The sequence below is a fragment of the Alienimonas californiensis genome (assembly GCF_007743815.1).
Classification (GTDB): domain Bacteria; phylum Planctomycetota; class Planctomycetia; order Planctomycetales; family Planctomycetaceae; genus Alienimonas; species Alienimonas californiensis.
Window position 1 is genome coordinate 3216534 of sequence record NZ_CP036265.1, and the last position, 25079, is coordinate 3241612.

A 25079-nucleotide genomic window follows, 5' to 3' on the forward strand; every position below is an offset into this window, starting at 1 on the left:
TTTCCCCCGGCCGCCCCGTGTTTTTGTTGAGCCCCCGACCGCGCACCCCGCGTCCTGCGAGTCCTGCCCCGGCAGAGCCCAGACCCAGTACGCCCCGCGGTCCCTCGCCAGTGCCACCCGCCCGAAAGCAGGCTGCCCCTCAAAGGGCTCACAACAATTCCCCGATCTCGGCCTCTGGGAACGCCCGGCGGGGGCCGCCCGGCGGGCCAATGGGGGAGCCAGCCCAAGAATCGCAGGGCATTTCTTCGGATTACCCGGAAAACCAGGCTCGTAGCCTGTGGGTAAGGAGCCGCCGGGGTTCGCCCCGGAGCGGTTCCGTCCCGGCGGTTCGCCCCGTCGCAACTTTTTCTCTCTTACGAAGGAGGCTCCGATGAACTCCGTACGACTGCGGATTCGAACGCTGTTGATCTCCGCCGCGGCCCTCACCGGCATGGCCCTGCTGCCGACCTCGGCGAGCGCCCAGTACGGCTACGGACTGGGAAACTACGGCTATAACTACGGCGGTCTGGGCTATAACTACGGCGGTCTGGGCTACGGGGGGTACGGCTACAACCCCTACTCGTCCTACGGCTACAACCCCTACGGTCTCGGCGCCTACGACGCCGGCGGCCTCTATGACGACGACTGGTACTACGACTCTTACGGCGGCCTCGGCTACGGCGGACGCGGCTACGGCGCCCGCGGTTACGGCGGCCTCGGCTACGGCGGACGCGGTTACGGCGGCCTTGGTTACGGCGGCTTCCGCGACGACGACGTCTACGGCGGCTACTTCGACAGCGGCGAATCCTTCGACTTCTGAGAAGGACTTCGGCCTCGACCCCGCCCCCTCTCACGCCCCGAACTCCGACTTCCCGCAAAGCGCTCCCACACCAAGGCGTTCAAAATGATGTTGCAACACCCAATCGCGCGCTGGACCCTCGGCCTGACCGCCGCCGCCCTCGCCGCCGCCCCGCTCGCCGCGCAGGACGACGACCGTCCGCCCCGCGACCGCGACCAGCCCCGCGTCCAACGCGACCGCGACCAGCCCCGCGTCCAACGCGACGGGGAACGACCGGACCAACCCGCCCGCCCGCGCGACGGCGAGCGACGCGACGGCGAGCGACGCGACGGCGAGCGGACCGCGGAGCAGGAGGAGGCGATGACGCACTTCCTCGCCGGCTACTACGCCGGGTACTCCGACGGCTACGGCGACGGTTCCGACGACTGGGTCCTGTACGTCACGGAGCGGCAGCGGCGGCAGCGCGACCAGCGGAAGGCCGCCGGCCGCGACTCGCAGCGGATGCAGGAGGGACGCCGGAATCTCCGCGAGCAGCAGCGAGACCGCATGCGGTCTGAGGCCGAGGGCGTTCGCACCGTCTCCGTCGAGGGGAAAGTGATCGGCACGAAGACGGTCCCGATCCGCGGCACCGACGTCGAACACCTGGTCGTGCGGATCGAAACCGAGTTCGGCGACCGCCGCGTCGCCGACCTGGGGCCGACGGACGCCACCGCCGACCTGGACCTCTCCGAAGGAGACGAGGTCCAGGTGACGGGCCATCCGATCGCCGCCCGCGGCATGCTGGTCGTCGCCGCCCGCAAGGTGACCTCCGGCGACCAGACGGTCGAGATCGAGTACCGCCGCCCCAACCGCAAGAATGAAGACGGCGCAGACCGCGAGGCCGGCGCAGATCGCGAGGCCGGCGAGGAGACCGATCGCCCACGCCGCGGCGGGAACCGTCTCGAACGGCAGCCCTGATCGCGCCCGACGTGAGGCCGCCCCTCGAGTGAGGCCGCCGCCGACGACGCCCGTGCCCGCCCGCCCCCCGCAGGGGGGCGGGCGGGTTGTTTCGTGCCTGATCTGTTCCGTGCCTGATCGCAGATACGGCTCCAGCGCCGCCAACGCCGCCCCGACCTCCGGCGTCCTCTGTTCCCCGTCGTGCATCAGCCCTTCTCGGATCGAACCTCAAACGGCCCGAGTCTGAACCCCGCCGGCCGGCTCTGATAGAGGAACTGACGTATTTTAAACCCGGCCGGGCGGAATGTTTGAGAACGCGGGACGACGGATTTTCGCGGGTTCGGTTCCGGCCCCCCGAATTCCTCAACGCCGGGGTGGCCGGGGCGCCCGAGCGAAAGCGGATGCGAAGTGAGAGGCCGCCCCGGGCGCCCGGCCGCGTCGCGTTTTCGGCGCCGACATGTTATGCCGCTCGGGATTCGGCCCCCGCGCGGGCCGGCGTCGCCCCGCCGGTCCGGCGGGCGGTCTGCCGCCGACCCCCCGCCCGGTTCCGCCGATGCCCAATCGCAGTAAGAAAAAGTCTCTGAACTCCCTGCGGATCGACCGAGACGGGATCACGAAGCGGCGGAGGTCGCCCCGATTCAATTCGCGCTACCTCGAGTCGGCGTTAAAGAAGCGGAGGATTGAGGAGGCGGCGGAGGAGGAATTGCGGGAGCTCGATCCCGAAATCGACTGTCTGGTCTCCGACTCCAGCCTCGACGCGGACGGCGACGGCGACTTCATCCTGAAGATTCCCGGCCGTCCCGGGAAGCCGGCGAATACGTGGAACCTCGTCTACGGCCACCGGGCGGTGCGGAGGATGAACGGGTTGGCCGTCGGGTTCACGGTCCCGTGCGACGAGCCGGGCTGCCCCGACCGCCTGATTGTCCTCAACGGCAAGGGGCAGGAAGTTCCGGGGATCACCAGGAAGCCGCTCAAGCCGCCGGTCTGCCATATCGTCCCCTGGGCGGCCCTGGAGACGGAACTGATTCAGAAGGAGAGCCAGGCCAAGAAACGGCTGCGGGACGATTTTCGTAAGGCGGTCTGCTGGGAGCCGACCAACCTGCAACCCGGTCACGCGGCGTGCAACCTGCGGGGGGTCAAGACGACCGCCCAAACCGTGACGGCTACCGAGGCGAAGGCCGCCCGCCAGGTCATCGCGAAGGTGGAACAAGACTACGCGACAAAGAAACAGTCGATCTGGGCCGGCTGACGCCGGGGCGCCCGGCCCGCACCGGTCCTCCGCGTCGGGAGGGCGACGACCGCGTTTTGCGCGCCCGTCGTGTGCTACTGGCTCAGCCAGTGCCGGAGTGACGTGCGAGAACTTCGGACCGGCCCGAGCCATCGACAGCCGAACGCACTGGCAGAGCCAGTGGCACCCGAAAGGGCAAGGCGCCGGCGGACCCTCACCAGTGCCACCCGCCGACGCGGCCGGCGGAGCGATCGGGCGTCACGGGTTCCGGGGGCGGCCCGGCCCCTGCCACTGCAAGGAGGCACGCCCCCCGCGGGCCGACCCCGGCCACCCACGGTTTCGAATGAGCGGACCCTCCGGTCACCCCGGCCACCCGCCGCCCGTCGAACTCAGTAACCGGCTAGTCGCTCGATTTCATTTCGTTGCCGTCTGGCCATCTGTCTAATGAATTCCCAGATGTCGTCTTCGCGTGGGTCAGAATCGCGAATCGCATTGGCTATATGGTTCGCCCATTCGGCTTTCTTTTTCTTGCTAGGCCCCCCTGACGTAAGCATTTCGGCCCAGTCTTCGAGTTCGCCTACAGGTACAAGAAATACTCCCGCACCCCTACACTTGCTCAGAAAGGCTGTCAGGTTCGAATAGACGCCGTACGAATGGAACTCCTCTAGACCCTTCTTAAGTCGGGAGGTCTGTGAGAGACCCGCGCTAAGATCTCCAAGTGTACGCCGCGTTTGGTTTAGCTGAGTCTCGTCCGTCCAGTCCAGTTTGGCAGAGAGGATCGAGGTAAGTCCGGATCGAACTGCCGCTTCATCGTAAACAGGGCCAAGTGCCTTCACCTCTTCAACCAGCTTTCGGCAGTCCTTAGTAAGATCTTCGGCGACGGGCCCGGGTGCTAGTGCAGAAACAATCGATTTGAAGATGTCAGGCGATCGGATGATGTCCAAGTCGACAATGACGCAGATAGGTATGCGAAGCCTTGCGTAAAGTTCGCAGGGATCTGCGGCACCGCCCATGCCGCCAACCGACACGAAATGAACATCATGTTTAAACTCGGCTGACACTTTTTCCCAAACAGTTCCGTAGACCAGTCGGTCTCCCTCGCCTTCAACCACGGTCACGGCCTCCGCGAAAAGGCCATCTAGAATCGCTTCCGATTTTGTGCTCGGCTTGCGAATTGACGCTCTGAGCAACTCGCTTTCGATCCGTTGCCCGGAGAAGTTTGTTCCCGCCCTTGAAAGTCGAATGACGTCTAGATACTCAGTCTCCTCGATGATTCCTCGAAGAACGTGGCTGCTATGTGTCGCGACAAAGGTTGTGCCCGCGTCGGAGGTGCCGTATCGGCCGATGAACTTTCCAAGCGAATGGGCTTGTGGCGGGTGAAGGCACAACTCGGGTTCATCAATTAGGATGACTGGGCGCTGGCCGAGCAAAAGCGAGATGCAGATCGCCACATACGATTTAAACCCGTCTCCCTCGTTCTCGATCGTCCTAAACTTTGTCATCCTAGATGGCTGTGTTCGATCTGCGTCCGGGGGCAATGCCGGGCCATCTCCAACCCGTAAGCAGAGCACGCCCCCGCGTGTTGGATCTACCCAGATGGATCTGCCGAAGGTTCTCTCTGTCTCTGCGGTGAGGGCATGTTGGGCGTCTTCGTTCAAGTATAGCGCTTGTATTTCTTTCTCGGGTGTAGTCTTCTCGTAGTCAAAGCTTGGGACTTCGTTTAAGGAATTTAGTCGACCTCCGAGGAAAAGGGACGCTATGAATGACCGGCCAAACATTGAGAGGAATTCGTCCTTTCCGCCTTTCCGGCCATTTGTCGATGTTCCCATTCTGGTGTAGTAGAGCTGGGCGAGGTTGCTGTCGGCCTGCCATCTGTCACTGCTGCCCCCAAACTCGAATACTCGACAACTAATGTTGTGATTTGAATTGCTGCCGGGGACCACGCGGATGTGCTCCGCCTCTTCAAGGGCCGCTATGATTTCGGGTAGCGTACCCTTGCGAGTAAGGGAGATTTCCTCACAGACCACGAGGTCCCTTGGCTTGCCGAGCATCCTGTAGTGGATGTCTTTAAGGAATTGTGTCTTTCCAGCCGAGTTCGGCCCGATTACGACATTGAGCCCTTTTGGTTCGATCTTGCCGATGTTTGGGATGGAGATCGACGTGAGGGGGTTCAGCTTTCCCAGGTGTTGCATGTTCGAGTTCTAAACGAGTGCTATAAGCGAGTGCGGCTTGCGTTTCGCCGGTGGAGGGTGCAGTTTCCCTCAGTTCGACGCCATCCCTTCAAGCGGCGTCGCTCGCACTGGCGGGACGCCAGTGGCCCGCGGGCTCCGTCTTTTCTCAATCCGGCCAGTCCAACGCCGCCGGGCCCAGCGTCAGGGCCGTCGGCGGGGCGGGGGGGCGGGTGGCGAGGTATTCGCTGACGTTCTCGGCGGTGAGGGCGTTCACGGCGTCCAATGTCTCCGACAGCGGTTGCACGCGGCCGAGGTGGCGCCAGTCGCGCGCTAATCCGTTCGCCCGGGCGGTCGTGCTTTCCTGGCTCATCACCAGGCCGCTCTTCGCGCGGGCCACGCAGCGGGTCAGTTCGTCCTTCGTCACGCCGTCGCGCAGGCGGGTCAGTTCCTCCAGCAACACGTCGAGCGTTTGCTGGGCCCGCTCCGCGGTGGTGCCGGCGTAGCAGAACAGCCGGCCCTCCTGGGCCGCGTCCGGTCCCGGGCCGGCCTTCAGACCGCTTAAACTGGCCGAGACGCTGTAGCACAGGCCACGCTTCTCCCGGACCTCCGTGAACAGCCGGCTGCTCATCCCGCCGCCGAGGATCGCGGCGGCGGCCCAGGCCTCGTAGTAGCCCGGCTCGCCGTAGGCCGCGGCGGGCAGGGCCAGGGCGATGTGCGTCTGGGCGCCGTCGTGGTGCAGGTGGTCCCGGGCCGGGCCGCGGGGGCCGGGTTCGATCGGCGGGTCGGGCTTTTCTTCCCAGTCCTCGAAGCACTCCGCGGCGAGGTCGAACCAGGCCTCCGGGTCCACGTGCCCGGCGACGGCGAGGACCGCGTGATTGGGCCGGACGGCCGTGCGGTGGAGGTGCACGACGTCGGCGTACGTGAGGGCGTCCAGGCCGGACAGGGTGCCGTCGGTCGGCAGGCCCCAGGGGGCCGGGTAGGTGCGGCGGCGGAGCTCCAGCATGACCCGTTGGGCCGGTTCGTCCTCGATGGCCCGCAGGCTCTGGCGGAGGCCGTCCGCGGCGGGGGCGAATTCCTCCTCGGGGAGGTGGGGATCGCGGAACAGGTCCCGGTAGATGCGAAGGGCTTTGGGAAGATTCTCCGCGACGGTGGCGGCGGAGACGGAGAGGTGGCTGGCGCCGACGGATTCGCCGCGGTTCACGCCGAGGTCGTCCAGGGCGTGGGTGAAGCCGCGGTTGTCGAGGTCGCCGCTGCCGCGGGTCAGCAGGTCGCACAGCAGGGCGGCGCAGGCGTTCTTACCGGGGGGATCGAGCGAACTGCCGGCGGGCACCATCAGGGAGAAGGCGGCGCTTTGGACGCGCTTCATCGGTTCGACGAGGACCGTCAGCCCGTTGGCCAGCGTGCGGTGCTGCGTGCTCGGCCGGGCCGCGGCGGTGGGAACGGGCAGCGAAGGAGACGGTGCGGGCATACGGCGAGTGTCCGTCCGCCGGGCGGGGCCGACAACCACGGGGGACATCGGGGAGGGGGAAGGGGGGAGGAGGGGGAGAAGGAAACACGGCGGCCCCGTGACTCCTCCCTCACCCCTCCTCCCTCCTCCCTCCTTAAACCCCCGCCGTTTCGCCCTTGAGCGGTTTGTAGAGCGTGCGGACCGGGCGGAAGCCGACGCTGCGGTACAGCGTGAGGGCGCGGGCGTTGTCGGCGGTGACTTCGAGGTAGACCCGGCGATAGCCCCGCTGGGCGAAGCCGTATAGCGACCGCACCAGCAGCGCCCGACCCAAGCCGAGGCCGCGGCACTCCGGGACGACGCCGACGTTCTGGATCGCCCCCACGCCCCGCCCGCCGCCGAGACCCTGAATCGTCCCCACCGCGGCCCCGCCGGCCGGTTCGTCGAACAGATCGCTGCGTCGCACCGCCAGCCAGGTGGCCTCCGGGAGGAATAGGGGCTGACGGGCGATGTCCGCCATCAGCGCCCGACAGCCCCGCACAGTGGCGAGCGCGGGGAAGAGCAGGCTGTCCGGTTCCTCCGCGAAGGCGTCCCGTTTGGCGGCGGCGTGTTCCTCAATCAGATTGTCCCGCCAGGGAACGAGCCGGAACTCCGCGGGCGGCTCCGGCGCCGGCAGACGGCCCAGCAGGGCCTCCATGCGAACCCGACGGACGAACTGCATGGCACGGCCCGGGGTAGGGTGGGGGGACTGTCTTCAGTGTACCCGCGCCTCAAGCGCCGCGGCGGACCGACGAAAAATCCCCCGCCCGACCCCGAAAACCGCGAACCTCCCGCCGTCGTCCCGTTTCCCTTCCGGCGGCGGGTCGGTATCATCCCGCCCCCGATCGACCCGTGCGTCCGCGAGGACGGCCGGTTCGGCGGAACCCGGCGGAGTAGCTCAGGGGTTAGAGCGGCGGATTCATAAGCCGTAGGTCGTGGGTTCGATTCCCACCTCCGCTATTAGCTGTCAGCCCGGCTCGCGTGTGGCGAGGGGCTCGGCGTTGGAGCGGCGCTGTTCGGCGGGTGTCGATCTGTAGTGAACGGGCGTCGAGTTCGTCAAGGGGAAGTTCGTCGAAGCGGGCGATCCGTCGCTCGCCGCGCCGAGCCAGCGGCCGAGGCGGCCGAATCGCCCGCCGTGCAGCAGCGCCAGATACGCCGGCACGAGTACCGGACGGATGACGAACGTATCCAGCAGTACGCCGGCGGCGAGGGCGGCGCCGAGCTGCACCATGCCGGTGAGTTCCCCGAAGATCATCGCGGCGAACGTCCCCGCCATGATCAGCCCGCAGGCGCTGATGATCGCCCCGGTGCGGGCCAGCGCCGTCCGCACGCCGCGGACCGCCGCCTGCGATTCGCTCACGCCGGGGCCGCGGGCGGCGGCGTGCTCCTCGTCCACCCGGGTGACGAGGTAGATGTTGTAGTCCTCCCCCACCGCCACCAGGATCGTGAACAGCAGCGTGGGCACCTTCCAGTCCAGCCCGGCGAAGCCCCCCGGCGTACCGACCCACCAGGCCCCCAGGTGCGACAGGGCGATGATCGCCCCCAGCGTCGTCAGGTAGCCCAGCGCCACGGTGCCGATGAGGTAGGCCGACAGCGCCAACCGGCGGAGCAGTAACACCAGCACCACGTAGACGCCCAACAGCACCAGCGCGTTGATCCGCGTCTGATCGCGGGCGGTGACGGCGGCGAGGTCCGCCAGGCTGGCCGTCGCCCCCAGCACCGCGACGTCGGCGCCGGCCAGGTCCGGCGGCAGCTCCTCGTGCACGGCGTCTCGCAGGCCCTCGAGCCGGTCGATCGAACCGCGGGTGAAGGGGTCCTCCTCGAAGATCACGTCGAACCGCACGGTCCGGCCGGCGGCGGCGTCGGCGCCGGCGATGTAGTAGTCCCGCACGCCCGCCGCGGCCGCGGCCCGGCGGAGCACGGCGGCGAGCCGGCCGCCGTCCCCCTCGACGGTCAGGTCGGGGGCGTTCTCGCCGGCGCCGAGCGGGGCGGACAGGCTCCGGACCGACGCCAGACCCAGTTCTTCCCGCCGTTCCCACAGGCGTTTGGTGAGGTCGTCGACCAACCCGCGGCCGTCGGCGTCGCGGTCGCGGAAGTCCAGCGCCGTGCCGTCGGGGCGGACGGGGCTGGTCAGCAGCACGGTCGCCGGCCCCATCTCGCCCGGGGGGAAGTGCCGCCGCACCGCGTCCACGCCGCGGACGCCGGGGGCGTTCTCGGGCAGTTCGCTCAGCAGGCCGTAGGTGAGACGGTCCTGCCCGAGGGCGCCGACGACCGCGAACGGCGCCATCGCCGCCAGGGCGCCCAGCAGCCAGCGGCCGGGCCGGTCGCAGACGCGATCGGCCAGCCCGCTCCAGAAACGCCGCATCCGCCGCTGGCGGCTGGAGCTGGAGCCCGCCGGCAGCCAGCCGCCCTCCGCCGCCGGCTTGCCGTGCGGGATCTTGGGCCAGAACGCCCACGGTCCCAGCAGGGCCAGCAGGGCCGGGGCGAGGGTCAGCGAGGCGGCCGTCACGCAGATCAGCCCGGTCACGATGCCCAACGCCGCCTGCTGGAACTTGCCGAACTCGGCGAAGCCCATCATCCCGATGCCCACGACCGTGGTGCCGGCGCTCGCGGCCAACGCCGGCCCGACCTTCGCCAACGCCGCCCCCAAGGCGCTGGACCACCCTTTGGACCGCCGCAGACCTCCGCCGGCGCCACGGCCGGCAGGGACCAGCGACCCGGCGGCGGCGGCGTCGAGTTCCTCCCGGAACCGGGCGGTGAGGAACATGCAGTAATCCACCCCCGCCCCGTAGGCGACGACGGTGACGTACACCTCCAACCCCATGAACGGGGAGAACCAACCCCTTCCGGCCGCCAGGGCGAGCAGGCTGAGGGCCACTTCCACCGCGACCACCACCGTGATCAGCGGGACCGCCGCCAGCAGCGGGGCTCGGTAGATCGCCAGCAGCAGGCCGATCACCAGAATCAGTGAGGCGAGGTGCGTGGCCGCGCCGCTGCGCTCCGTCGCCTCCCGCAGATCGCGGCCGACCACGGCGGTGCCGCTGACGGCCAGTTCCAGTCCGGCCGGCAGGACCCCGCTGAGGCGGAGCCGCCGCACGAGCTCTTCCACCGCCGTCACCAGCGGGGCGTTGCGGGTCTCGCCGAACTCCGTCCGCAGGCCGAGCACGATCAGCGCCGCGTGCCCGTCCCGGCTCTCGAACAGCGGCCCGACGACCCGGTCCCGCGGGGTGAGGACCGCCGCCACGAGAAACTCGTCCGTCGGCGCCGCCCCCTCTTCCTCTTTCTCGATCAGCAGGCGGGCGCCCGGCTTCGGCGGGGCCGGGGGAGCCCGCTGGGGCGTCTCCTCGGCCGGCGGGTCTTCGGGCGGTAGGTCCCCAAACGGCAGGTTCGAGGGGGCGAAGCCGCCGGCGATCAGCGTTTCTCGCAGCTCCGGCAGCAGGACTTCGGAGAGGAACCGCTCGTCGTGGGCGTCGGGGTCGTCGGCCGGGGCGTCCTCCGGGCCGGTGAGGCCGCCGGGGCGGGCCGGGCGGCTGACGGCCAAGACGATCGAGCTGCGCAGCAGGTCCGTGCCGTAGCGCTCCCGAAACTGCCGCTCCGCGGCGAGGCTGGGGGCGTCCTCCGGCAGGAAGGCGAATTCGCCGTCCGCCGTGACCGCGTTCCAGTCCGGCCGGGCCGACCACACCGCCGCCAACACCAGCGTCCAGACCGTCAGCACGAGCGGCCACCCCCGCGTCACGCTCCGGCCGAGGACCTCGAACATCGGCGGGGACGGAATCCGGGACGGGAAACGAATGCGGCCGAGAGGCCCCCCGCGCGGGGCGAACGACGGGACCCTCCGGGGCCGCGGGGCACTTCAGAATACGGATGCGGGACCCCTACCGCCCCCCCCCACGGCGCCACCCTTTCGGTCGTGGGGCAAAGTTGCGGGGGGCGGGCGGACTTGCCGAATCGGCGGGCGGGGGCGAGTTTGCGGTCCCCCGACCCCCCGCAAGGTCCCCCGGCGATGCCCATCCCCACCCCCTGCGGGAGCGCTAGGATCGCCGCACACTTCGGGCGCGAAACTGCACGTTGACCCCCTCCGAGGGCGCTTTTAGAGTCCCGCCCCCGCCGCTTCTCCGCGGTCGTCGGCCCCGCCGGCCGCGCCTGTTCCGCTCGCCCGCCCCCTTCCGCCTGTGCCCGTCGTTCTGCCCGCTCCGCTGCGCATCGCGACGGTGGCGCTGGGCATCACGGCGACGGGGCTGTTCGTCGAGCCGATTGTCGCGGCGCCGCCGACCGCCTTCCGCGTCTCCCCGAAGGTGATGCAACGCTTGCGGGGCACGCCGACCCCGGCGCCGCTCCCCACCCCGGAGACGCCCGCCCCGGAGGCGGTCGCCCCGACCGGGCGCACCGCGGTTCCCGCTCCCGCGGACTCCGTGGCCCCGGTTCCCGCTCCCCCGGAACTCCCGACGCCCGCAACGCCGCCGCCGCCGCTCAAGCCGGCCCCCGCCTCCGCGGCGCCGACCGCCCCCCCCACGGGGACCGCCGCGCTGCCGAACGAGGCGGCCGCGGGGGACTGGGCGCCGGGCGACGACGTGGAAGAACGCGACTGGCGCTGGATCGTCGTGCATCACACCGCGACGGAGGCCGGCAGCGTGGAGGCGATCCACCGGGCCCACAGCCGCCGCCGCGACGCCGACGGCAACCCCTGGCGGGGGATCGGCTACCACTTCCTTATCGGCAACGGCGACGGCATGACCGACGGAGCCGTCGAGGCCACCTTCCGCTGGCGGGACCAGCTCGCCGGCGCCCACGCCGGCCGTCGGGCGGAGAACGAACGCGGCGTCGGCGTCTGTCTGGTGGGCGACTTCGAGAGCGTCGACCCGAGCCCCGCCCAACTGGACGCCGCCCGGCGGCTGATCGCCTTCCTGCGGGACCGCTACGACGTCCCCGCCGACCGCGTGCTGCCGCACGACGCCGTCGCCGCCACCGCCTGCCCCGGCAAACGGCTGACGATCGAGATGCTGCTCGATCCCGCCGCGGTCCCGGTTGCGGCGCTCGTTCCGGAGCCGGCCGCCGCCGCGGCGCCCGTCCCGGTTCCCGCCGCCGCTCCGGTTCCCGCCGCCGTCCCGGCGCCCGCCGGGGACGACGAGGACGACTACCTGCCGACCGGCTTGTCGGCGCCTGCTGCAGACGACGGTCCGTCGCTGACTCTTCCGCGGTTCAGGTCGCAGGACGCTCCCTGACCGCCCGCCCCCCCGGCGACTCCGCCGGGGATGGTTTTTCCCCTCACCCCCGCCTGGAAGCGACCGTGCCCCTTTCCCGTCTCTCCGCCGCCGTCTCGCCCGCCTTCGCCCAACCGGCGGCGCGGGCGACCGCGGACCCGCTGACGGCGGCGCTGACGGCCCGCTTCGGCCGGGTGGGGGGCGATATGCCGTTCGTCTCCGCCGATCCGCTACGGGATCGGCGGTTGCCCAGCGCCGTCGCCGTGCCGGAGGGGTACGAACCGGGCTACGCCTACCCGCTGGTCGTCTGGCTGCACGACACCGGCTCCAGCGAGCACACCCTGCACGCCGTCATGCGGGGCGTGAGCGACCGGAACTACCTCGGCCTGTCCGTCCGCGGCGCCGCCTGCGGGGCGGCCGGGGGCACCGGGTTCGGTTGGTCCGACCGGGCGGTCTGCGACGTGGCCGACCGCCTGCCGGCGCTGGTCGCCGCGGTGAAGGCCGAGTGGAACGTGCACACCGAACGCGTTTACCTGGCCGGCCTGGGCAGTGGGGCGGACGCCGCCGCGGCCCTGCTGAGCGCCCGGCCGGAGTGGTTCGCCGGCGCCGCCCTGCTGGCCGGGGGCACGCTCCCGCCGACGCACCTCTCCGCCGCCGCCCTGGCCGGCAAGCGGGTGCTGCTGTGCGGGGAAGACGGCCGCCGCAGCGCCCCGGCGACGCTCGCCGCCGCCGCCGGCTGGCGGGAGACCGGCGCCCGGGCCGAAGTCCGCCTGACCGGCGACGCCCCGCTCTCCCCCGCCGCCCTGCGAGCCCTCGACCGCTGGCTGATGGCCGGCGTCGCGGTCGGGGTGTGAGGGCGGGAGCGGCTCAATGGTTCGGATCGTACCGGACCCACATGTCTTGCGGTTCCTCCGCCCGTTCGGCCGGCGAGAGGGTGTAGTACTCCTCGGTCGTCATTCCGCCGAGGAGCCACTGGTGGATCGGGATGAATGCCTCGTACAGCTTCGGGGCGACGTCCCAGCCGCCGGCGAACGAGTGCAGTCGGTACGAGCCGCTGACGACTTGCTGTCGAGTCCCGGATTTCGGCGGGAAGTATAGGAAGTCCACGGTGCGATAGCGGCGCAGGCATACAAACGCCGTGACGTACGGCACGAGCAGCACCGCCAGCACGCCGCCGGCGATCCAGAGGCCGCGGCGGCGGCGGACGTGAGCGGCGAACCGGCCGCGACTCATTCCGTCCCCACGCCGACTTCGCTCTTCTCCTCCTCCGGGCCGACGCCATCATCCTGGGGGTAGATCAGCACGCGGTCGTGGATCAGCAGGATCAGGTCGTTGCGGCCGTCGCCGGTGACGTCGGCGATGGCGCCCTCGCGGGGCTGCAGGCCGCCGCCGCCCTCGCCGTCGAAGTTCTTCTCCTCGAACAGCTTCCAGTACAGCGCCCGTTCCACGTCGGAGTCCGTCGGCCGCAGGATCTCCACGTAGTGGCTGCGGACGTCCAGCACGGCGACGTCCGGCTTGTCGTCGCCGTTGAGGTCCCCGACGAAGCTGTCGGCGAGGAAGGTGCGGTCGAGGTCGGTTTCGTAGTTCGCCAACTCGGTCAGTTCGGGGTCGGTGCGGCCGGCGTAGAGCACGGCGAAGCGGCCCTGGCCGAACAGCAGCAGGTCGTCCCGGGCGTCGCCGTCGAGGTCCGCGACCGCGGCGTCGATGTAGTCCAGGGCGCCGGTTTCGATCTCCCCGGCGGCGGCGAACTGGGAGCCGTCCCGCTTGTAGATCCGCAGCTTGTCGACGCCGGAGTCGATGAGAATCACCTCGTTGCCGGGCTCGTCGTCGACGTCCAGGGTCACGGCGCCGGCGATCTTGGCGGCGGCCTCGCCGGCGTTGAACTGGTCGCGGACGGACCACCGCAGCGTCGGGTTGCCGGCCCCGGCTTCGGCCTCCGGGGAGCCCGGCGTCACGCCGGTGCGGCCGGCTCGGGCGGTGAGGTCCCGGGCGAGGTTGTCGCGGGCGACGAGGATCGTCGGCACGTCCGGCTGCGGGGCCGCCGGTTCGCCGTTCTCTCCGCCGTCTCCGGCCTCCGGTTCGGGGGGGAGGAAGCCGGCGAAGAAGGCCCCGGGGGTGGTTTCGCCGGGGCCGAGGCCCTCGCTTTTCATGGGGATCGGTTTGCCGTCGCCGCCGATGCCGAACGCCAACAACTCCTTGCCGCGGCCCGGAAACAGCACAAGGTCCCCGGCGCCGTTGCCGTCCAGATCCGCGACTTCCAGGCGGTCCGGATCGCTGGAGATGTCCAACTTGATCGACTTCTCCGGCGCCCCGACCAGCCCGAGGGAATAGTCGCGGCGGTCGTTTCTCGTCACCGCGAACGCCCCCGCGCGGTTGGCGCCCTGCGGTTGGATCAGTGCGAAGGCGACGGGGTTCTCCACGCCGGTCACCGGGACGGGAAAGGTCAGACGGTCGTCTTCCCAAACGCTGCGGCCGAGAGTTTCCTCCGTCTTGCTGAGGACGAACAGGTCGCCGGAGCCGTCGCCGTCGGCGTCGCCAATCCGCACCTGCGAAATGCCGGCCAGCGAGGGGTACGCCGTGCCCAGATCGAGCCCGCCGGCGGCGGTCTGCCGGAACAGGATCACGCGGGCGCCCGCCGGGTCGGAGACGACCACGTCCGCCAGACCGTCGCCGTCGAGATCGCCGACCGCGAAGTCCCGGTCACCCCGGCCGCCGAAGCCGTACTGGGTGAGTTTTCGCCCGGCGAGGTTCTCTTCGGCGGCGCCGTCCGCGGCGTCGCTCAGCTTCGGCCGGCGGACCTTGCGAATCGTCAGGCGGCCGGTGGCGCCGGTGATCGCCAGCACCTCGACGCCGGGTTCGTCGGGGAACGCCTCGCCCAGCGTGACGCTGCGGGGGTCCTTCAGATCGAACCGCAACTCCGGGCCGAGGGCGTTGCGGACTTCCTCCTTCACGTCGTCCGCCGCCTCCCCGCGGGGCCGGGGCGCCGGCTCCTGCAGGCGGGCGGCGAACACGCGGTCGTCGCCCACGAGGGCGGTGTAGGAGAGGTCGGCCAGCCCGTCGCCGTCTAGGTCGGCGATCTGGGCCAGCGAGAGGTCGTCGGAGGTGTTGCGGATCTCGATCGCGGCCTCCAGCGTGCCGGACGCGGAGCCGGGCAGCAGGTAGGTCACCCGCTGCCCGAGGGCCACCAGGTCCGGCCGGCCGTCGCCCGTCAGGTCGCCGGCGGCGAGCAGTCCGGAGCTGGATTGCAGGTCCGGCAGGCGGCGTTCGCGGCGGTCCAGTTCCGCGGTGGCGGTCCAGTCGGAACTGCCGGGCGTGTCGCCTTCCGGGGCGACGACGAGGATCAGCCGGTCCGGATCGCCGACGTAGGCGATGTCCGTGCGACCGTCCCCGGTGAAGTCGCCCGTCGCCAGCCCCAGCACGGCCCGGTCCACGGACAGCTTGACGTGCTCGTAGCGGGCGGAGTCCGGCAGGGCGTTGACGTCCGCGGCGTCGGCGCCCTCCTCCTTGCCGGCCTCCGCGGCCTCGGACTGGTTCCGTTGGAGGAACAGGTCAAGCCGGCTGTTCGAGTCGTCGGAGAGCAACAGGTCCGTCAGGCCGTCGCCGTTCAAGTCGGCGGTGCGGAGCAATTCGCTGCGGTCCTCGACCTTTAAGATGTCCAGTTCGCCGAAGCCGTAGTGGACGCTCAGCGGAGCGGCGTCGTCCTGCGCCCGGGCGGGGAGGGCGCCGACGGCCAGCAGCACCGCGACGGCCAACGGGGCGGCCACGGCGAGCGAACCGGGAAGCAACGACGGGGCGGGGCGGGGCATCGGCGGATTCCGGCGGACGGGAGCAATCGGGGCGCCGATGATAGCCGCCCCCCGTTCGGTTCTCCCCCGAAGGCGTTTCGCGATAAACTCGCGGCGTGACCGATCCCGCCTCCGATACGCCAGACGAACGGGAGTCGCCCCGCGGCTGGCGGTCCCGGCTGCCGCTGGGCGAGTTGCCGCTGGAGTCCGAAACGACGGCGTTTTTGCTGACGGCGTTTCTGGACATCCTGCTCACCTACCTGCTGCTCGCCAGCGGGCAGTTCCGCGAGAGCAACGCCATTGCGGACTACTTCATCGCCGGTTGGGGGGTGAAGGGGATGGTCTGGTTCAAGATGGGCCTCGCGGCGTTCATCTGCACGCTGGCCCAGATCATCGCCAAAAAGAACCTGCGGCTGGGTCGGTTCGTGCTGCTGCTCGGCACCGCGGTGACCGGGGCAGTGGTGATCTACAGCGTGACGCTCGCCCTGCGGCACCTCTGAGGGCCGGCACCCTCAAACGCCTCCCCCGGGTTCGCCGTCGCCGCTAGGCGGCGCGACTGTTTACCGACGCGCGCCGCCTAGCGGCGACGGCGAACCAGGGCGGGCGAAGAGCGAAGCGGAGCCGGAAAATATTGCGGCGGGCGATTCGTGACGTAGCGTTGGGGGTTCCGCGTTCTGTCCTCGCTCCGTCCCGCGATGTCCCCCGAGCCCTGGCAGTGGTTGTTCTTCGCCGCGCTCGGCGCCTGGCTGGCCGCGGGGGCGGTGCGGCCGGCGGCCGAACGTCCGCACGAAAGCGGCCTGGGGCGCTGGTGCCTGGCGCTGGTCGGCACCACGCTGCTGGTCAGCGCCGTGGCCGCTACCTGGGGCGACCTGCCGCGGTAGCCGGAGGGCTCAGTCCAGCGTGCCCATCCGGCCGGTCTGGAAGTCCTGGATCGCCTGCCGGATCTCCTCGCGGGTGTTCATCACGAACGGCCCCTGCCCGACGACCGGTTCGTTCAGGGGCTCCCCGGTCAGGAACAGGGCCCGGGCCGGCGTCTCCGCGGTCAGCGTCACGGCCTCGCCCTCCCGCTCGAACCGGGCCAGTTCGACGCCTCGCAATGCCGTCCCGTTCGCGGACAGTTCACCCCGCTGCACGACGAGGACGGCCGTGTGCCCCTCCGGCGCCCTCAAGGCCGCCTCGCCGCCGGCGTTCAGTTGCAGGTCCCAGACGTTCATCGCGGTGAAGGTTTGGGCCGGCCCGCGGACGCCGTCGAACTCCCCGGCGATCACGCGGACGGAGCCGGCGCCGTTCGGCAGGTCGACGTGCGGGAACTGGGCGGCCCGCAGGTCCTGATACCGCGGCGGGGCGGACTTATCCTTCGCGGGCAGGTTCACCCAGAGTTGAACCATCTCCAGCGCCCCGCCCCGACGGGTGAAGGCTTCGCTGTGGAACTCCTCGTGCACGACGCCGCTGGCGGCGGTCATCCACTGCACGTCGCCGGGGCCGAGAGTCCCGCTGCCGCCGCTGGAATCGCGGTGGGCTAGTCCGCCCTCGTACAGGATCGTGACGGTCTCGAACCCCTTGTGCGGGTGCACGTCCACGCCGCGTTTGCCCTCGGCGGGGGGGAACTCCGCCGGCCCGGCGTAGTCGAGCAGCAGGAAGGGATCGAACGCCTCCCCCTGGGCGTAGGAGAACAGGCTGCGAACCGGGAAGCCGTCCCCCACCCAGTGCTGCGGCACGTTGCGGACGACCTGGGCGATCTTCTTCATCACACGGCTTTCGGGGAGGCTCAAAACGGAAGTGCAAGGGTCCTGCGGGGCGGCCGATCCGGCAAGGGTCGCCGCGGTCGGACGCGGTCGGACGCGGCGGCGGCGGGCGGACGCGGAGGTGAAGCTGGCGTGAATCACCGGGCCGGGCCCTTTCGCCCTCCCGGGGCGTGCGAGACACTCCCGGCCGAACCGCCCCGTGCTTCGCTTCGCCCCGTCGCCTCGCCTGATGCCGACCGCCCCCCCGCCGGATCTCGTCGCCCGTCTCCACGCCACCGGGGACGCACACCTGCTGCGCTTCTGGGACGAACTGGACGACGCCGGCCGCGACCGCCTGGCGACGCAACTGGCCGACCTGGACTTCGCCGCCGCCCGTCGGCTGTACGAGGCGAAACGGTCCGGCCCGGACGCCTCCGGCGACGGCGCCGCGGCCGCCGGTCGGGCCGCCCCGCCGGCCGCCGTCGTGCGGCTGGCGACGACGGACCGGGAGGCCGCCGACCGACAGGCGGCGTCCGCGGTCGGCGAGGAGCTGCTGAAAAGCGGCGCCGTGGGGGCGATTCTCGTCGCCGGCGGGCAGGGCACGCGGCTGGGGTTCGACAAACCCAAGGGCATGTTCCCCGTCGGCCCGGTCAGCGGGGCCACGCTGTTCGAGCTGCTCGCCGGCCAGTTGAAGGCCCGCGCCCGGGCGGCCGGCGTCGCGATCCCGCTGTACGTGATGACCAGCCCCGCCACCGACGCCCCCACCCGGGCGGAGTTCGCCGCCCGGGACTACTACGGCCTCGGCGAGGAGAACGTCGTGTTCTTCCGCCAGGGCACGATGCCCGCCGTGGACGACGCCACCGGCCGGGCGCTGCTGGCGGCGAAGGACGAGGTCGCCGTCAGCCCGGACGGCCACGGCGGGCTCGTCGCGGCGCTGAAGAACCGCGGCGTGCTGGAGGACATGCGGGAGCGCAGCGTCTCGACCCTCTATTACCACCAGGTCGACAACCCGACCGCGATCGTCTGCGACCCGGCGTTCCTCGGCGCCCACAAGCGGCTGGGCGGGCAGGTCAGCACGAAGGTCGTTGCGAAGGTCGCCCCGGCGGAGAAAATGGGCGTGGTCTGCGACGTCGACGGGGTGACCCAGATCATCGAATACAGCGACCTTCCGGACGACGTCGCCGCGAAGACGGACGCCGACGGCGGCCTGCTCCTGTGGGCCGGCAACACCGCGATCCACTGCTTCGAGCGGTCCTTCCTCGAACGGCTGGCGGACGAAGGCCAGCGGTTCGACGAGACGGGGGCCGGCGCCGGGCTGCCCTTTCACGTCGCCCATAAGAAGGTGCCGCACCTGAACGACGCCGGAGAGCCCGTCGAGCCGGCGGAGCCGAACGCCTACAAGTTCGAACGCTTCATCTTCGACGCCCTCCCGCTGGCGGACGTGGCGCCGGTGGTGGAGACCGACCGGGCCCGGGAGTTCAACCCCGTCAAGAACGCCGAGGGCGCCGACAGCCCCGCCACCGCCAAGGCGGCGCTGACGGCCCTGCATCATGGTTGGCTGAAGGCCGCCGGGGCGGTCGTCGCGGAGGGCGTGACCGTGGAGATCCTGCCCGCCTTCGCCCTCGACGCGGCCGGCGTGAAGGCCAAGGTGACCCCCGGCACGCGGTTCGACCAGGACGCCGTGCTGAAATAGCGGGCTGCATGGTCGAGGGCCGTGGCTCGCACCGAACGCCATGCACTTGTGCGGGTTCGATTCGTCGTAACCGCTGGACTTGAGACAGGTTCGGCTCCCTCGTCGGTTCGCCGACGGGGGCCTGGGGCAGCCCCGGCGTGCGATCTTTCAGCAGCATGGGCGGCTGGGGCCGATCGACCGGACGCCCCGGAACCCGCGAAGCCCGATCGCTTTCCCCCGGAATCGCGGGCCGCCCGTTCCGGGGCCTCCGCGGCGTTCCTGCCCCAGCCGCCTCGCCCGCATTGACAGCGACGTTCTATGGGACGGCGCTGCGGACGTCGTCCTTGTTACTGTGTCTGTAGAAAAACTGCGTCCGTAAAAGACCAGTGGAGAGGGGTTCCAGATCGCGTTTACCAGGGACGTCATGCAACTACTGATCTCGGCAGGACTCATTGCGATCATCGTGGTCTGGGGCCTGATCGCTCCCGAGTCGATGGCTGCCGTCTTCGACGCGGCACTGGCGCAGATCACGCGGAACTTCGGCTTCTTTTATCTGTGGACCGTGTTGGCGCTCGTGGCGTTCTGCTTCTGGCTGGCGTTCAGCCGCTTCGGCAACCTTCGTCTGGGGACCGAGGATGAGGAGCCCGAGTTCTCGGTCTTCGCCTGGTTCGCCATGCTGTTCGCGGCCGGCATGGGCATCGGGTTGGTGTTCTGGGGCGTGGCCGAACCGATGTCGCACTACGCCTCGCCGCCGCCGGGCGTCGCCGCCGGCACGCCGGAGGCGGCCAACGCGGGAATGCGCTACGCGTTCTTCCACTGGGGCCTGCATCCTTGGGCGATCTATTCGGTGGTCTCGCTCGCGATCGCCTTCTTCCAGTGTCGACGCAACGGCGCCGCGCTCGTCAGCACGGTCACTTCCTCGCTACCTTGGGCTCCTGTCCGCAAGCTCTCGATTCTGTTCGACGTGCTGGCCGTCATCGCCACCGCCTTCGGCGTGGCAGCCTCGCTGGGGATCGGCGCCATGCAGATCAACAGCGGCCTGAACCGCGTGTTCGGCGTGCCCGTGGGCGCCGCATCGCAACTGACCATCATCGGCGTGGCGACGGCCTTATTCCTGACCTCGGCGGTCACCGGCGTCGAACGCGGCATCAAGTGGTTGTCCAGCATCAACCTTGTGGTCGCAGGCCTGCTGGCCGTGGCCGTGTTCTTGCTGGGGCCGACGGTGGCGATCGTCGACACCTTCACCTCCACCCTGGGCGCCTACCTCAGCGATTTCGTGCGGATGAGCCTGCGGACCACGCCGTTTCGCGACAGCGCCTGGGTGGGCGACTGGACCGTCTTCTATTGGGCGTGGTGGATTTCCTGGTCGCCGTTCGTCGGCCTCTTTATCGCGCGCGTCTCACGCGGCCGCACGATTCGCGAGTTCGTCGTCGGTACCATGCTGGCGCCCACGCTCGCAGCATTCGCGTGGTTTTCGGTGTTCGGCGGGGCGGCTCTGAACCTGGAGATCTGGCAGCATGTGCCGATTTCCGAGGCCGTCGAGGCCGACGTCTCGACGGCGTTGTTCACCCTGTTCGACGCCCTGCCGATGAGCACGGCACTGTCGGCCGTGGCCACCCTACTGGTGCTGGTATTCTTCATCACGTCGGGCGATTCGGCCACGCTGGTGCTGGGCATGATGAGCACCGGGGGAACTCCCGATCCAAGTTCGCGTGTGAAGGTGCTCTGGGGCCTGCTGGTGGCCGGCATTGCCTCGAGTCTGTTGCTCGCGGGAGGGGTCAGGGGTCTGCAAACCGCGACCATCGTCTTCGCGCTCCCGTTCACCTTCGTGATCCTGCTGATGGCCTTGGCACTGTGGCGCGCGGTTCGGCACGATTGGCATGCCGATCAGGCGGAGGAACGACGCCTCCGCAAACGGCTGCGAGAGATGGCGGGCCTCTGAGCCAAGCGCTACTGACGACCTGTGGGGCGCGCCGGGCGCCGCTCTACGCCGTGAGCGGGTGACGGAGTTCTCGAGCGAGAATCGCCTTGTCACGTCGTGTTTCCGCAGGTTCGGCCGGGCGCACTTGCGGCGTGCCGGGGAGCGTCAGCGTCGAAAAAAGCGGGGCGGGAGGTGGCCCTCAATGGCGTCGACCAGCCAGTCTCCATAGGCTTTGATCATAGGTTCGGTCCGTCTGCGTCTGCGTCTGCGTCTGCGTCTGCGGCGTGCTGGCAGGCACAACAACTGCACCCCTACGGCGGGGCCGAATCCGTTTCCCGTCTTGGGCTCGCGGCAATTCATCCGGCCGACCCGCTCAGGACGTAGGGTCGCACCGGAGCCACGGCTCTTCTAGAACCGCCGCATGTTCGCCCCGTCCGTCGCCGACGCCCCGCTTCGCCTCGTCACCCAGCGCGGGCGCGGCTGGGCGGTGGCGGAGTTCGGCGCCGACCGTCTCGCCGCCCTGATTGCCGCCGACGACTGCCCCGACCCCGACGCCGTCCTGCAAAAAGCGGGCAATACCGCGGTCGTGCTGCGGAGCGAACTGGCCCTGCCGGCCGGGCCGGCGGCGGTCTGCTGGAAACGGATTCACCGTAAGACCCGGTTCAAGCGCTGGGCGACGCTCGTGCGAACCCGGCGGACGGTGCTGACGTACGTCTACGCCGCCCGGCTGCGGGCCGCGGGGGTGGAGACGCCCCGGGCACTGGCCTGCACCGCGCCGCACCGCTGGCAGATCGAACGCCCGGCGTGGCTGCTGACGGACTGGGTCGAGGGCACCGAGGACCTGGCGATGGCCGAACGCCGCCTCGCGGAGTTGCCGGCGGCGGACCGGCTGCGGATCGCCGGCCGCTACGCCGCGGCGGTCGGCCGGCTGCTCGGGACGCTGCACGCCGCCGGGGCGAGCCACCGCGATCTGAAGCCGAACAACGTGCTCATCACCCGCCTCGCCGCCGGCGACGCCGACGTGACGGTGCGGGCTTGGGTGATCGACCTCGACGCTGTCGCCTTCCCCGTCCGACTGACGCGGCGTCGGCGCCGGCGGGACCTGGCCCGATTGCGGCGGGGGTTGCCGAACGTGCCCCGCACGGCCCTCGCCCGCTTTCTGCGGGCCTACGCCGCCGCGTCGCCCGCCGGTGCCGCGGACCGTTGGCAGGAGTTCGCCGCTCCGGCGAACGGCTGACCGGCCGCGGAGTACGGAACGCCAAGCGTTCCGTTGGGGAATTGCCCCGTGGGAACGGGAACGGTCGCCTGTACAGTGCGGCGAGCCGTTGATCAGGCCCGCCCCGGGCGGCCGCACGCCCCGCAGGATTCGCCGATGTCCGCCGTCCCCGCGTCCCCGCTCGCCGCTCCGGCGCCGCCCGCCGCGGCGGCAACGGCCCCGGCCGTCCCGACCCCGCTGATGGGCGAGGCGCTCGCGGAGCGGTTCACCGACGTGCGGGCCTTCACGGAGACGCTGGTCGAACCGCTCAGCCCCGAGGACTGCGTCGTCCAGCCGATGCCGGACGCCAGCCCGGCGAAGTGGCACCTCGCCCACACCACCTGGTTCTTCGAAGCGTTTCTGCTCAAGCCGTATCTATCGAAGTATCCGATCTTTCACCCGAAGTTCGGCTTCCTGTTCAATTCGTATTACAACGCCCTCGGCCCGCGGCACGCCCGGGCCGCCCGCGGGATGTTGACGCGGCCCTCGCTGGAGGAAGTGTGCGACTACCGCGCCCATGTCGACCGGCACATGGCGGAGCTGTTGGCGCAGAACGAAAGCGCCGAGACCGCCCGCCTGATCGAAGTCGGCCTGCACCACGAACAGCAACACCAGGAATTGTTGCTGACGGATATCAAGTACACGCTCTGGCGGAACCCGCTGCGGCCGGCGTATCGGGACGGGACTTCGAATGACGAACAAGTCGAGCGGGAGGCCCCTGCCTCATTCGACATTCCTCATTCGTCATTCACCCAGTTCAGCGAGGGCCTCTATGAAGTCGGCCGCGACACCGGCGCCTTCTGTTACGACAACGAACAGCCCCGCCACCGGGTCTGGCGGGACGCCTTCGAACTCGCCGACCGTCCCGTGACCAGCGGGGAGTGGGCCGCGTTTATTGAGGACGGCGGTTACCGTCGGCCGGAATTGTGGCTGTCCGCCGGCTGGGCCGCGGTGCAGCGGGAGGGGTGGGAGGCCCCGCTGTATTGGGAGCGCCAGAAAGGCGGCGGATGGCGGACGTTCACCCTGTCCGGCATGGCCCCGGTCGAGCCGGCGGAGCCGGTTTGTCACGTCAATTATTACGAGGCGGACGCCTTCGCCCGCTGGGCGGGGCTGTCCGAGCCGGGCCTGCGGCTGCCGACCGAGCAGGAATGGGAGATCGCCGCGGACGCTTCCGGCTACGACCCCGCCGCCGGCGACACGGCGGACGGCGGACGCCTGCACCCCATTGCCCCGGCGCCCGGCCCCGGCCTGCGGGGCTTGGCCGGAGGGGTGTGGGAATGGACCGCCAGCCCGTATATCGCCTACCCCGGCTACGCCCCGCCGGCCGGGGCGCTGGGCGAATACAACGGCAAGTTTATGTGCGACCAGTGGGTCCTGCGGGGCGGCTCCTGCGCGACCTCCGCGACGCATCTGCGGTCGACCTACCGCAACTTTTTCCCCGCCGACGCCCGCTGGCAGTTCAGCGGTCTGCGGTTGGCGCGATGAATTCGCGGGTGTCCCAATCGGCCTCGTCGGCCTGCTCCCGCCGGATCGTGACGCCCACGCCGGCGGCGTCCGGCAGAGCGTCCGGCTTTTCGACGCGCACCACGCAGGCCCGCACCCGCGGGTCCTCCAGACAGGCGGCGGCAATGCGGTCGCACAGCGTTTCCACCAACTGAAAGCCGCCCGTCTCCACCAGCGTGCGGGCCCGGTCGGCGACGGCGCTGTAGTCGACGGCGTCCTCGATCCGCTCCGACGCCGCCGCCGGGCGGGTATCGCATTCCAGCGTCAAACTCACCCGCACCGCCTGCGGCGTGACGCGTTCTTCAGGATGAATGCCGAGGATGCCGCGGCAGAGCAGATCCCGGACGACGACGCGGTCGAGGTTCACGGCGGAGGGGGGAGAGCGGAAGGCGGACGGAACGGGGGCATTGTGACCCTTCCGCCGTCCGCCTTCACCCCTCTGCATTGTCAGAGATGATCGCCGCCGGTGACGTGCAGCGTTTCGCCGGTGACGAAGTCGGCTTCGCAAAGGTAGCGGACGGCCCGGGCGACCGGGACCGACCCGCCGACGCGGCGGAGGGGGATGTGGGCGGCGGTCTGTCGATCCCATTCCTCCGGGTCGGTGTGCCGGCCGGTCGGCGGCAGCATCTCGCCGGGGGCGACGCCGTTGACGCGGATTCTCGGCGCCAGCCTCAGGGCAAGTCCCTTCGTCAGCGCCGCCAGCCCGGCCTTGGCGGCGGTGTAGGGGAGGTCCTCCGCCGTCGGCCGGGTCGCCCGGCGGCAGAGAATGTTGACGATTGCCCCTTCGTCGCCATCGAACTGCTCCGCAAAACGCTGGGCGAGGAAGAACGGCGCCTTGAGGTTCAAACCGAGATGGCGATCCCAGTGATCCTCCGTGATCGCTCCGAAGTCGCCGGGTTCGTAGATCGCGGCGTTGTTGACCAGCACGTCCGCCCGGCCGAACTCCTTGTTCACCGCGGCGAACAGGGCCGCGGCGGCGCGCACGGGGTCGCTCAGATCGGCCTGCACGGCGACGGCGCGGCGGCCGTATTCCCGCTGGATCGTGCGCACGACCGCGGCGGCTTCGTCGGAGTGGGAGCCGTAATGCACCGCGACGTCGGCCCCGTGTTCCGCCAGTTCGAGCGCGACGGCCCGCCCCAGCCGGACGGCGGCCCCGGTGACGACGGCGGTCTTTCCTGCGAGATTCACGCCCCCGTTGTATCGCGTCGGCCGGGCGTTCCCACCGTCAGGCAGTCGGGCGAACTCCCGAATTCGCCGTCCCATGGAGGTTCGTTCGCCACATGGGGCGCCATCGTGGGTGTCGAATCGCGGGTGGCGCCAATACTACCCGGTCCGCCCGCCCCGCCCCGTCTGCCCCGCCATGCTTCGAGCCGCCCGCACCGCGTCCTCCCGGCGCTCCGTGGTCGACGGCGAACGGTCCGA

At 70.3% G+C, this 25079-nt stretch carries 20 protein-coding genes and 1 tRNA gene; 12 read left to right on the plus strand and 9 right to left on the minus strand.

Annotated elements, in window-relative coordinates:
- Positions 1-370: 370 nt before the first annotated feature.
- The 3 genes from CA12_RS12675 (at position 371) to CA12_RS12685 (ending at position 2963) form a co-directional block, all read left to right on the plus strand.
- Positions 371-799 carry a hypothetical protein gene (locus CA12_RS12675; RefSeq protein WP_207621970.1) on the plus strand — a complete coding sequence of 143 codons (429 nt, stop codon included), beginning with the start codon at positions 371-373 and terminating at the stop codon, positions 797-799.
- An 84-nt stretch (positions 800-883) separates the two neighbouring features.
- Positions 884-1735, plus strand: coding sequence for a hypothetical protein (locus CA12_RS12680; protein WP_145359282.1), 852 nt, complete (start codon positions 884-886; stop codon positions 1733-1735).
- Between the two features lie 532 nt (positions 1736-2267).
- On the plus strand, positions 2268-2963 hold the full coding sequence (locus tag CA12_RS12685) for a hypothetical protein (RefSeq protein ID WP_145359283.1): 696 nt from the start codon (positions 2268-2270) through the stop codon (positions 2961-2963).
- Positions 2964-3331: 368 nt separating this feature from the next.
- Here CA12_RS12685 and CA12_RS12690 read toward each other — a convergent pair whose 3' ends face one another.
- From CA12_RS12690 to CA12_RS12700, 3 genes are all read right to left on the minus strand, one after another.
- Entirely contained in the window at positions 3332-5134 is a 1803-nt protein-coding gene (locus tag CA12_RS12690) for an ATP-dependent nuclease (RefSeq protein WP_145359284.1), read from the minus strand.
- A gap of 145 nt (positions 5135-5279) precedes the next feature.
- Positions 5280-6581, minus strand: coding sequence for a M16 family metallopeptidase (locus CA12_RS12695; RefSeq protein ID WP_165700727.1), 1302 nt, complete (start codon positions 6579-6581; stop codon positions 5280-5282).
- 133 nt (positions 6582-6714) lie between these two features.
- A complete protein-coding gene (locus tag CA12_RS12700; RefSeq protein ID WP_145359286.1) occupies positions 6715-7278 on the minus strand; it encodes a GNAT family N-acetyltransferase in 564 nt (187 codons plus the stop codon).
- A gap of 205 nt (positions 7279-7483) precedes the next feature.
- On the opposite strand from CA12_RS12700, the gene CA12_RS12705 reads away from it, so the two are divergent.
- Positions 7484-7556: transfer RNA gene (locus tag CA12_RS12705), tRNA-Met, on the plus strand.
- Between the two features lie 7 nt (positions 7557-7563).
- Here CA12_RS12705 and CA12_RS12710 read toward each other — a convergent pair.
- Complete coding sequence (locus CA12_RS12710; RefSeq protein ID WP_145359287.1) at positions 7564-10356, minus strand: MMPL family transporter; 2793 nt, start codon at positions 10354-10356, stop codon at positions 7564-7566.
- Between the two features lie 412 nt (positions 10357-10768).
- Here CA12_RS12710 and CA12_RS12715 point away from each other — a divergent pair, with 412 nt between their 5' ends.
- Both CA12_RS12715 and CA12_RS12720 read left to right on the plus strand, forming a co-directional pair.
- Positions 10769-11818: a peptidoglycan recognition protein family protein gene (locus CA12_RS12715; protein WP_145359288.1), complete on the plus strand. Its 1050-nt coding sequence runs from the start codon at positions 10769-10771 to the stop codon at positions 11816-11818.
- Positions 11819-11883: 65 nt separating this feature from the next.
- Positions 11884-12651 (plus strand): PHB depolymerase family esterase, encoded by a 768-nt coding sequence (locus tag CA12_RS12720; protein ID WP_145359289.1) that lies wholly within the window; start codon positions 11884-11886, stop codon positions 12649-12651.
- A 13-nt stretch (positions 12652-12664) separates the two neighbouring features.
- On the opposite strand, the gene CA12_RS12725 is transcribed toward CA12_RS12720, so the two are convergent.
- Positions 12665-13030, minus strand: a complete 366-nt coding sequence (locus CA12_RS12725) for a hypothetical protein (protein WP_145359290.1) — start codon at positions 13028-13030, stop codon at positions 12665-12667.
- On the minus strand, positions 13027-15603 hold the full coding sequence (locus CA12_RS12730; protein ID WP_145359291.1) for an FG-GAP repeat domain-containing protein: 2577 nt from the start codon (positions 15601-15603) through the stop codon (positions 13027-13029). Before CA12_RS12730 ends, CA12_RS12725 begins: the two co-directional genes overlap by 4 nt.
- Before the next feature lie 95 nt (positions 15604-15698).
- On the opposite strand from CA12_RS12730, the gene CA12_RS12735 reads away from it, so the two are divergent.
- Positions 15699-16082 carry a DUF5658 family protein gene (locus CA12_RS12735; RefSeq protein WP_242687896.1) on the plus strand — a complete coding sequence of 128 codons (384 nt, stop codon included), beginning with the start codon at positions 15699-15701 and terminating at the stop codon, positions 16080-16082.
- A 195-nt stretch (positions 16083-16277) separates the two neighbouring features.
- A complete protein-coding gene (locus CA12_RS12740; protein ID WP_145359292.1) occupies positions 16278-16463 on the plus strand; it encodes a hypothetical protein in 186 nt (61 codons plus the stop codon).
- 9 nt (positions 16464-16472) lie between these two features.
- On the opposite strand, the gene CA12_RS12745 is transcribed toward CA12_RS12740, so the two are convergent.
- Positions 16473-17330 (minus strand): pirin family protein, encoded by an 858-nt coding sequence (locus tag CA12_RS12745; RefSeq protein WP_145359293.1) that lies wholly within the window; start codon positions 17328-17330, stop codon positions 16473-16475.
- 196 nt (positions 17331-17526) lie between these two features.
- On the opposite strand from CA12_RS12745, the gene CA12_RS12750 reads away from it, so the two are divergent.
- The 4 genes from CA12_RS12750 to egtB all read left to right on the plus strand — a co-directional run bounded on the left by CA12_RS12750 (position 17527) and on the right by egtB (position 23639).
- Positions 17527-18999, plus strand: a complete 1473-nt coding sequence (locus CA12_RS12750) for a UTP--glucose-1-phosphate uridylyltransferase (RefSeq protein WP_207621971.1) — start codon at positions 17527-17529, stop codon at positions 18997-18999.
- 403 nt (positions 19000-19402) lie between these two features.
- Complete coding sequence (locus CA12_RS12755) at positions 19403-20920, plus strand: BCCT family transporter (protein ID WP_145359294.1); 1518 nt, start codon at positions 19403-19405, stop codon at positions 20918-20920.
- Between the two features lie 400 nt (positions 20921-21320).
- Positions 21321-22136, plus strand: a complete 816-nt coding sequence (locus CA12_RS12760) for a lipopolysaccharide kinase InaA family protein (RefSeq protein ID WP_145359295.1) — start codon at positions 21321-21323, stop codon at positions 22134-22136.
- Between the two features lie 135 nt (positions 22137-22271).
- Entirely contained in the window at positions 22272-23639 is a 1368-nt protein-coding gene (egtB, locus tag CA12_RS12765) for an ergothioneine biosynthesis protein EgtB (RefSeq protein WP_145359296.1), read from the plus strand.
- On the opposite strand, the gene folB is transcribed toward egtB, so the two are convergent.
- Complete coding sequence (gene folB, locus CA12_RS12770; RefSeq protein ID WP_207621972.1) at positions 23614-24024, minus strand: dihydroneopterin aldolase; 411 nt, start codon at positions 24022-24024, stop codon at positions 23614-23616. The genes egtB and folB overlap by 26 nt on opposite strands.
- A gap of 80 nt (positions 24025-24104) precedes the next feature.
- Positions 24105-24845 carry an SDR family oxidoreductase gene (locus tag CA12_RS12775; protein ID WP_165700728.1) on the minus strand — a complete coding sequence of 247 codons (741 nt, stop codon included), beginning with the start codon at positions 24843-24845 and terminating at the stop codon, positions 24105-24107.
- Positions 24846-25079: the final 234 nt, after the last annotated feature.

Excerpts from the sequence above, each read along its gene's own strand:
- CA12_RS12745 (WP_145359293.1), bottom strand. The coding sequence starts at position 17,330 with ATGAAGAAGATCGCCCAGGTCGTCCGCAACGTGCCGCAGCACTGGGTG.
- CA12_RS12740 (WP_145359292.1), top strand. The coding sequence starts at position 16,278 with ATGTCCCCCGAGCCCTGGCAGTGGTTGTTCTTCGCCGCGCTCGGCGCC.
- CA12_RS12725 (WP_145359290.1), bottom strand. The coding sequence starts at position 13,030 with ATGAGTCGCGGCCGGTTCGCCGCTCACGTCCGCCGCCGCCGCGGCCTC.
- CA12_RS12700 (WP_145359286.1), bottom strand. The coding sequence starts at position 7,278 with ATGCAGTTCGTCCGTCGGGTTCGCATGGAGGCCCTGCTGGGCCGTCTG.
- CA12_RS12680 (WP_145359282.1), top strand. The coding sequence starts at position 884 with ATGATGTTGCAACACCCAATCGCGCGCTGGACCCTCGGCCTGACCGCC.
- CA12_RS12695 (WP_165700727.1), bottom strand. The coding sequence starts at position 6,581 with ATGCCCGCACCGTCTCCTTCGCTGCCCGTTCCCACCGCCGCGGCCCGG.
- CA12_RS12690 (WP_145359284.1), bottom strand. The coding sequence starts at position 5,134 with ATGCAACACCTGGGAAAGCTGAACCCCCTCACGTCGATCTCCATCCCA.
- CA12_RS12710 (WP_145359287.1), bottom strand. The coding sequence starts at position 10,356 with ATGTTCGAGGTCCTCGGCCGGAGCGTGACGCGGGGGTGGCCGCTCGTG.
- CA12_RS12730 (WP_145359291.1), bottom strand. The coding sequence starts at position 15,603 with ATGCCCCGCCCCGCCCCGTCGTTGCTTCCCGGTTCGCTCGCCGTGGCC.
- CA12_RS12760 (WP_145359295.1), top strand. The coding sequence starts at position 21,321 with ATGTTCGCCCCGTCCGTCGCCGACGCCCCGCTTCGCCTCGTCACCCAG.
- CA12_RS12755 (WP_145359294.1), top strand. The coding sequence starts at position 19,403 with ATGCAACTACTGATCTCGGCAGGACTCATTGCGATCATCGTGGTCTGG.
- CA12_RS12685 (WP_145359283.1), top strand. The coding sequence starts at position 2,268 with ATGCCCAATCGCAGTAAGAAAAAGTCTCTGAACTCCCTGCGGATCGAC.
- egtB (WP_145359296.1), top strand. The coding sequence starts at position 22,272 with ATGTCCGCCGTCCCCGCGTCCCCGCTCGCCGCTCCGGCGCCGCCCGCC.
- CA12_RS12675 (WP_207621970.1), top strand. The coding sequence starts at position 371 with ATGAACTCCGTACGACTGCGGATTCGAACGCTGTTGATCTCCGCCGCG.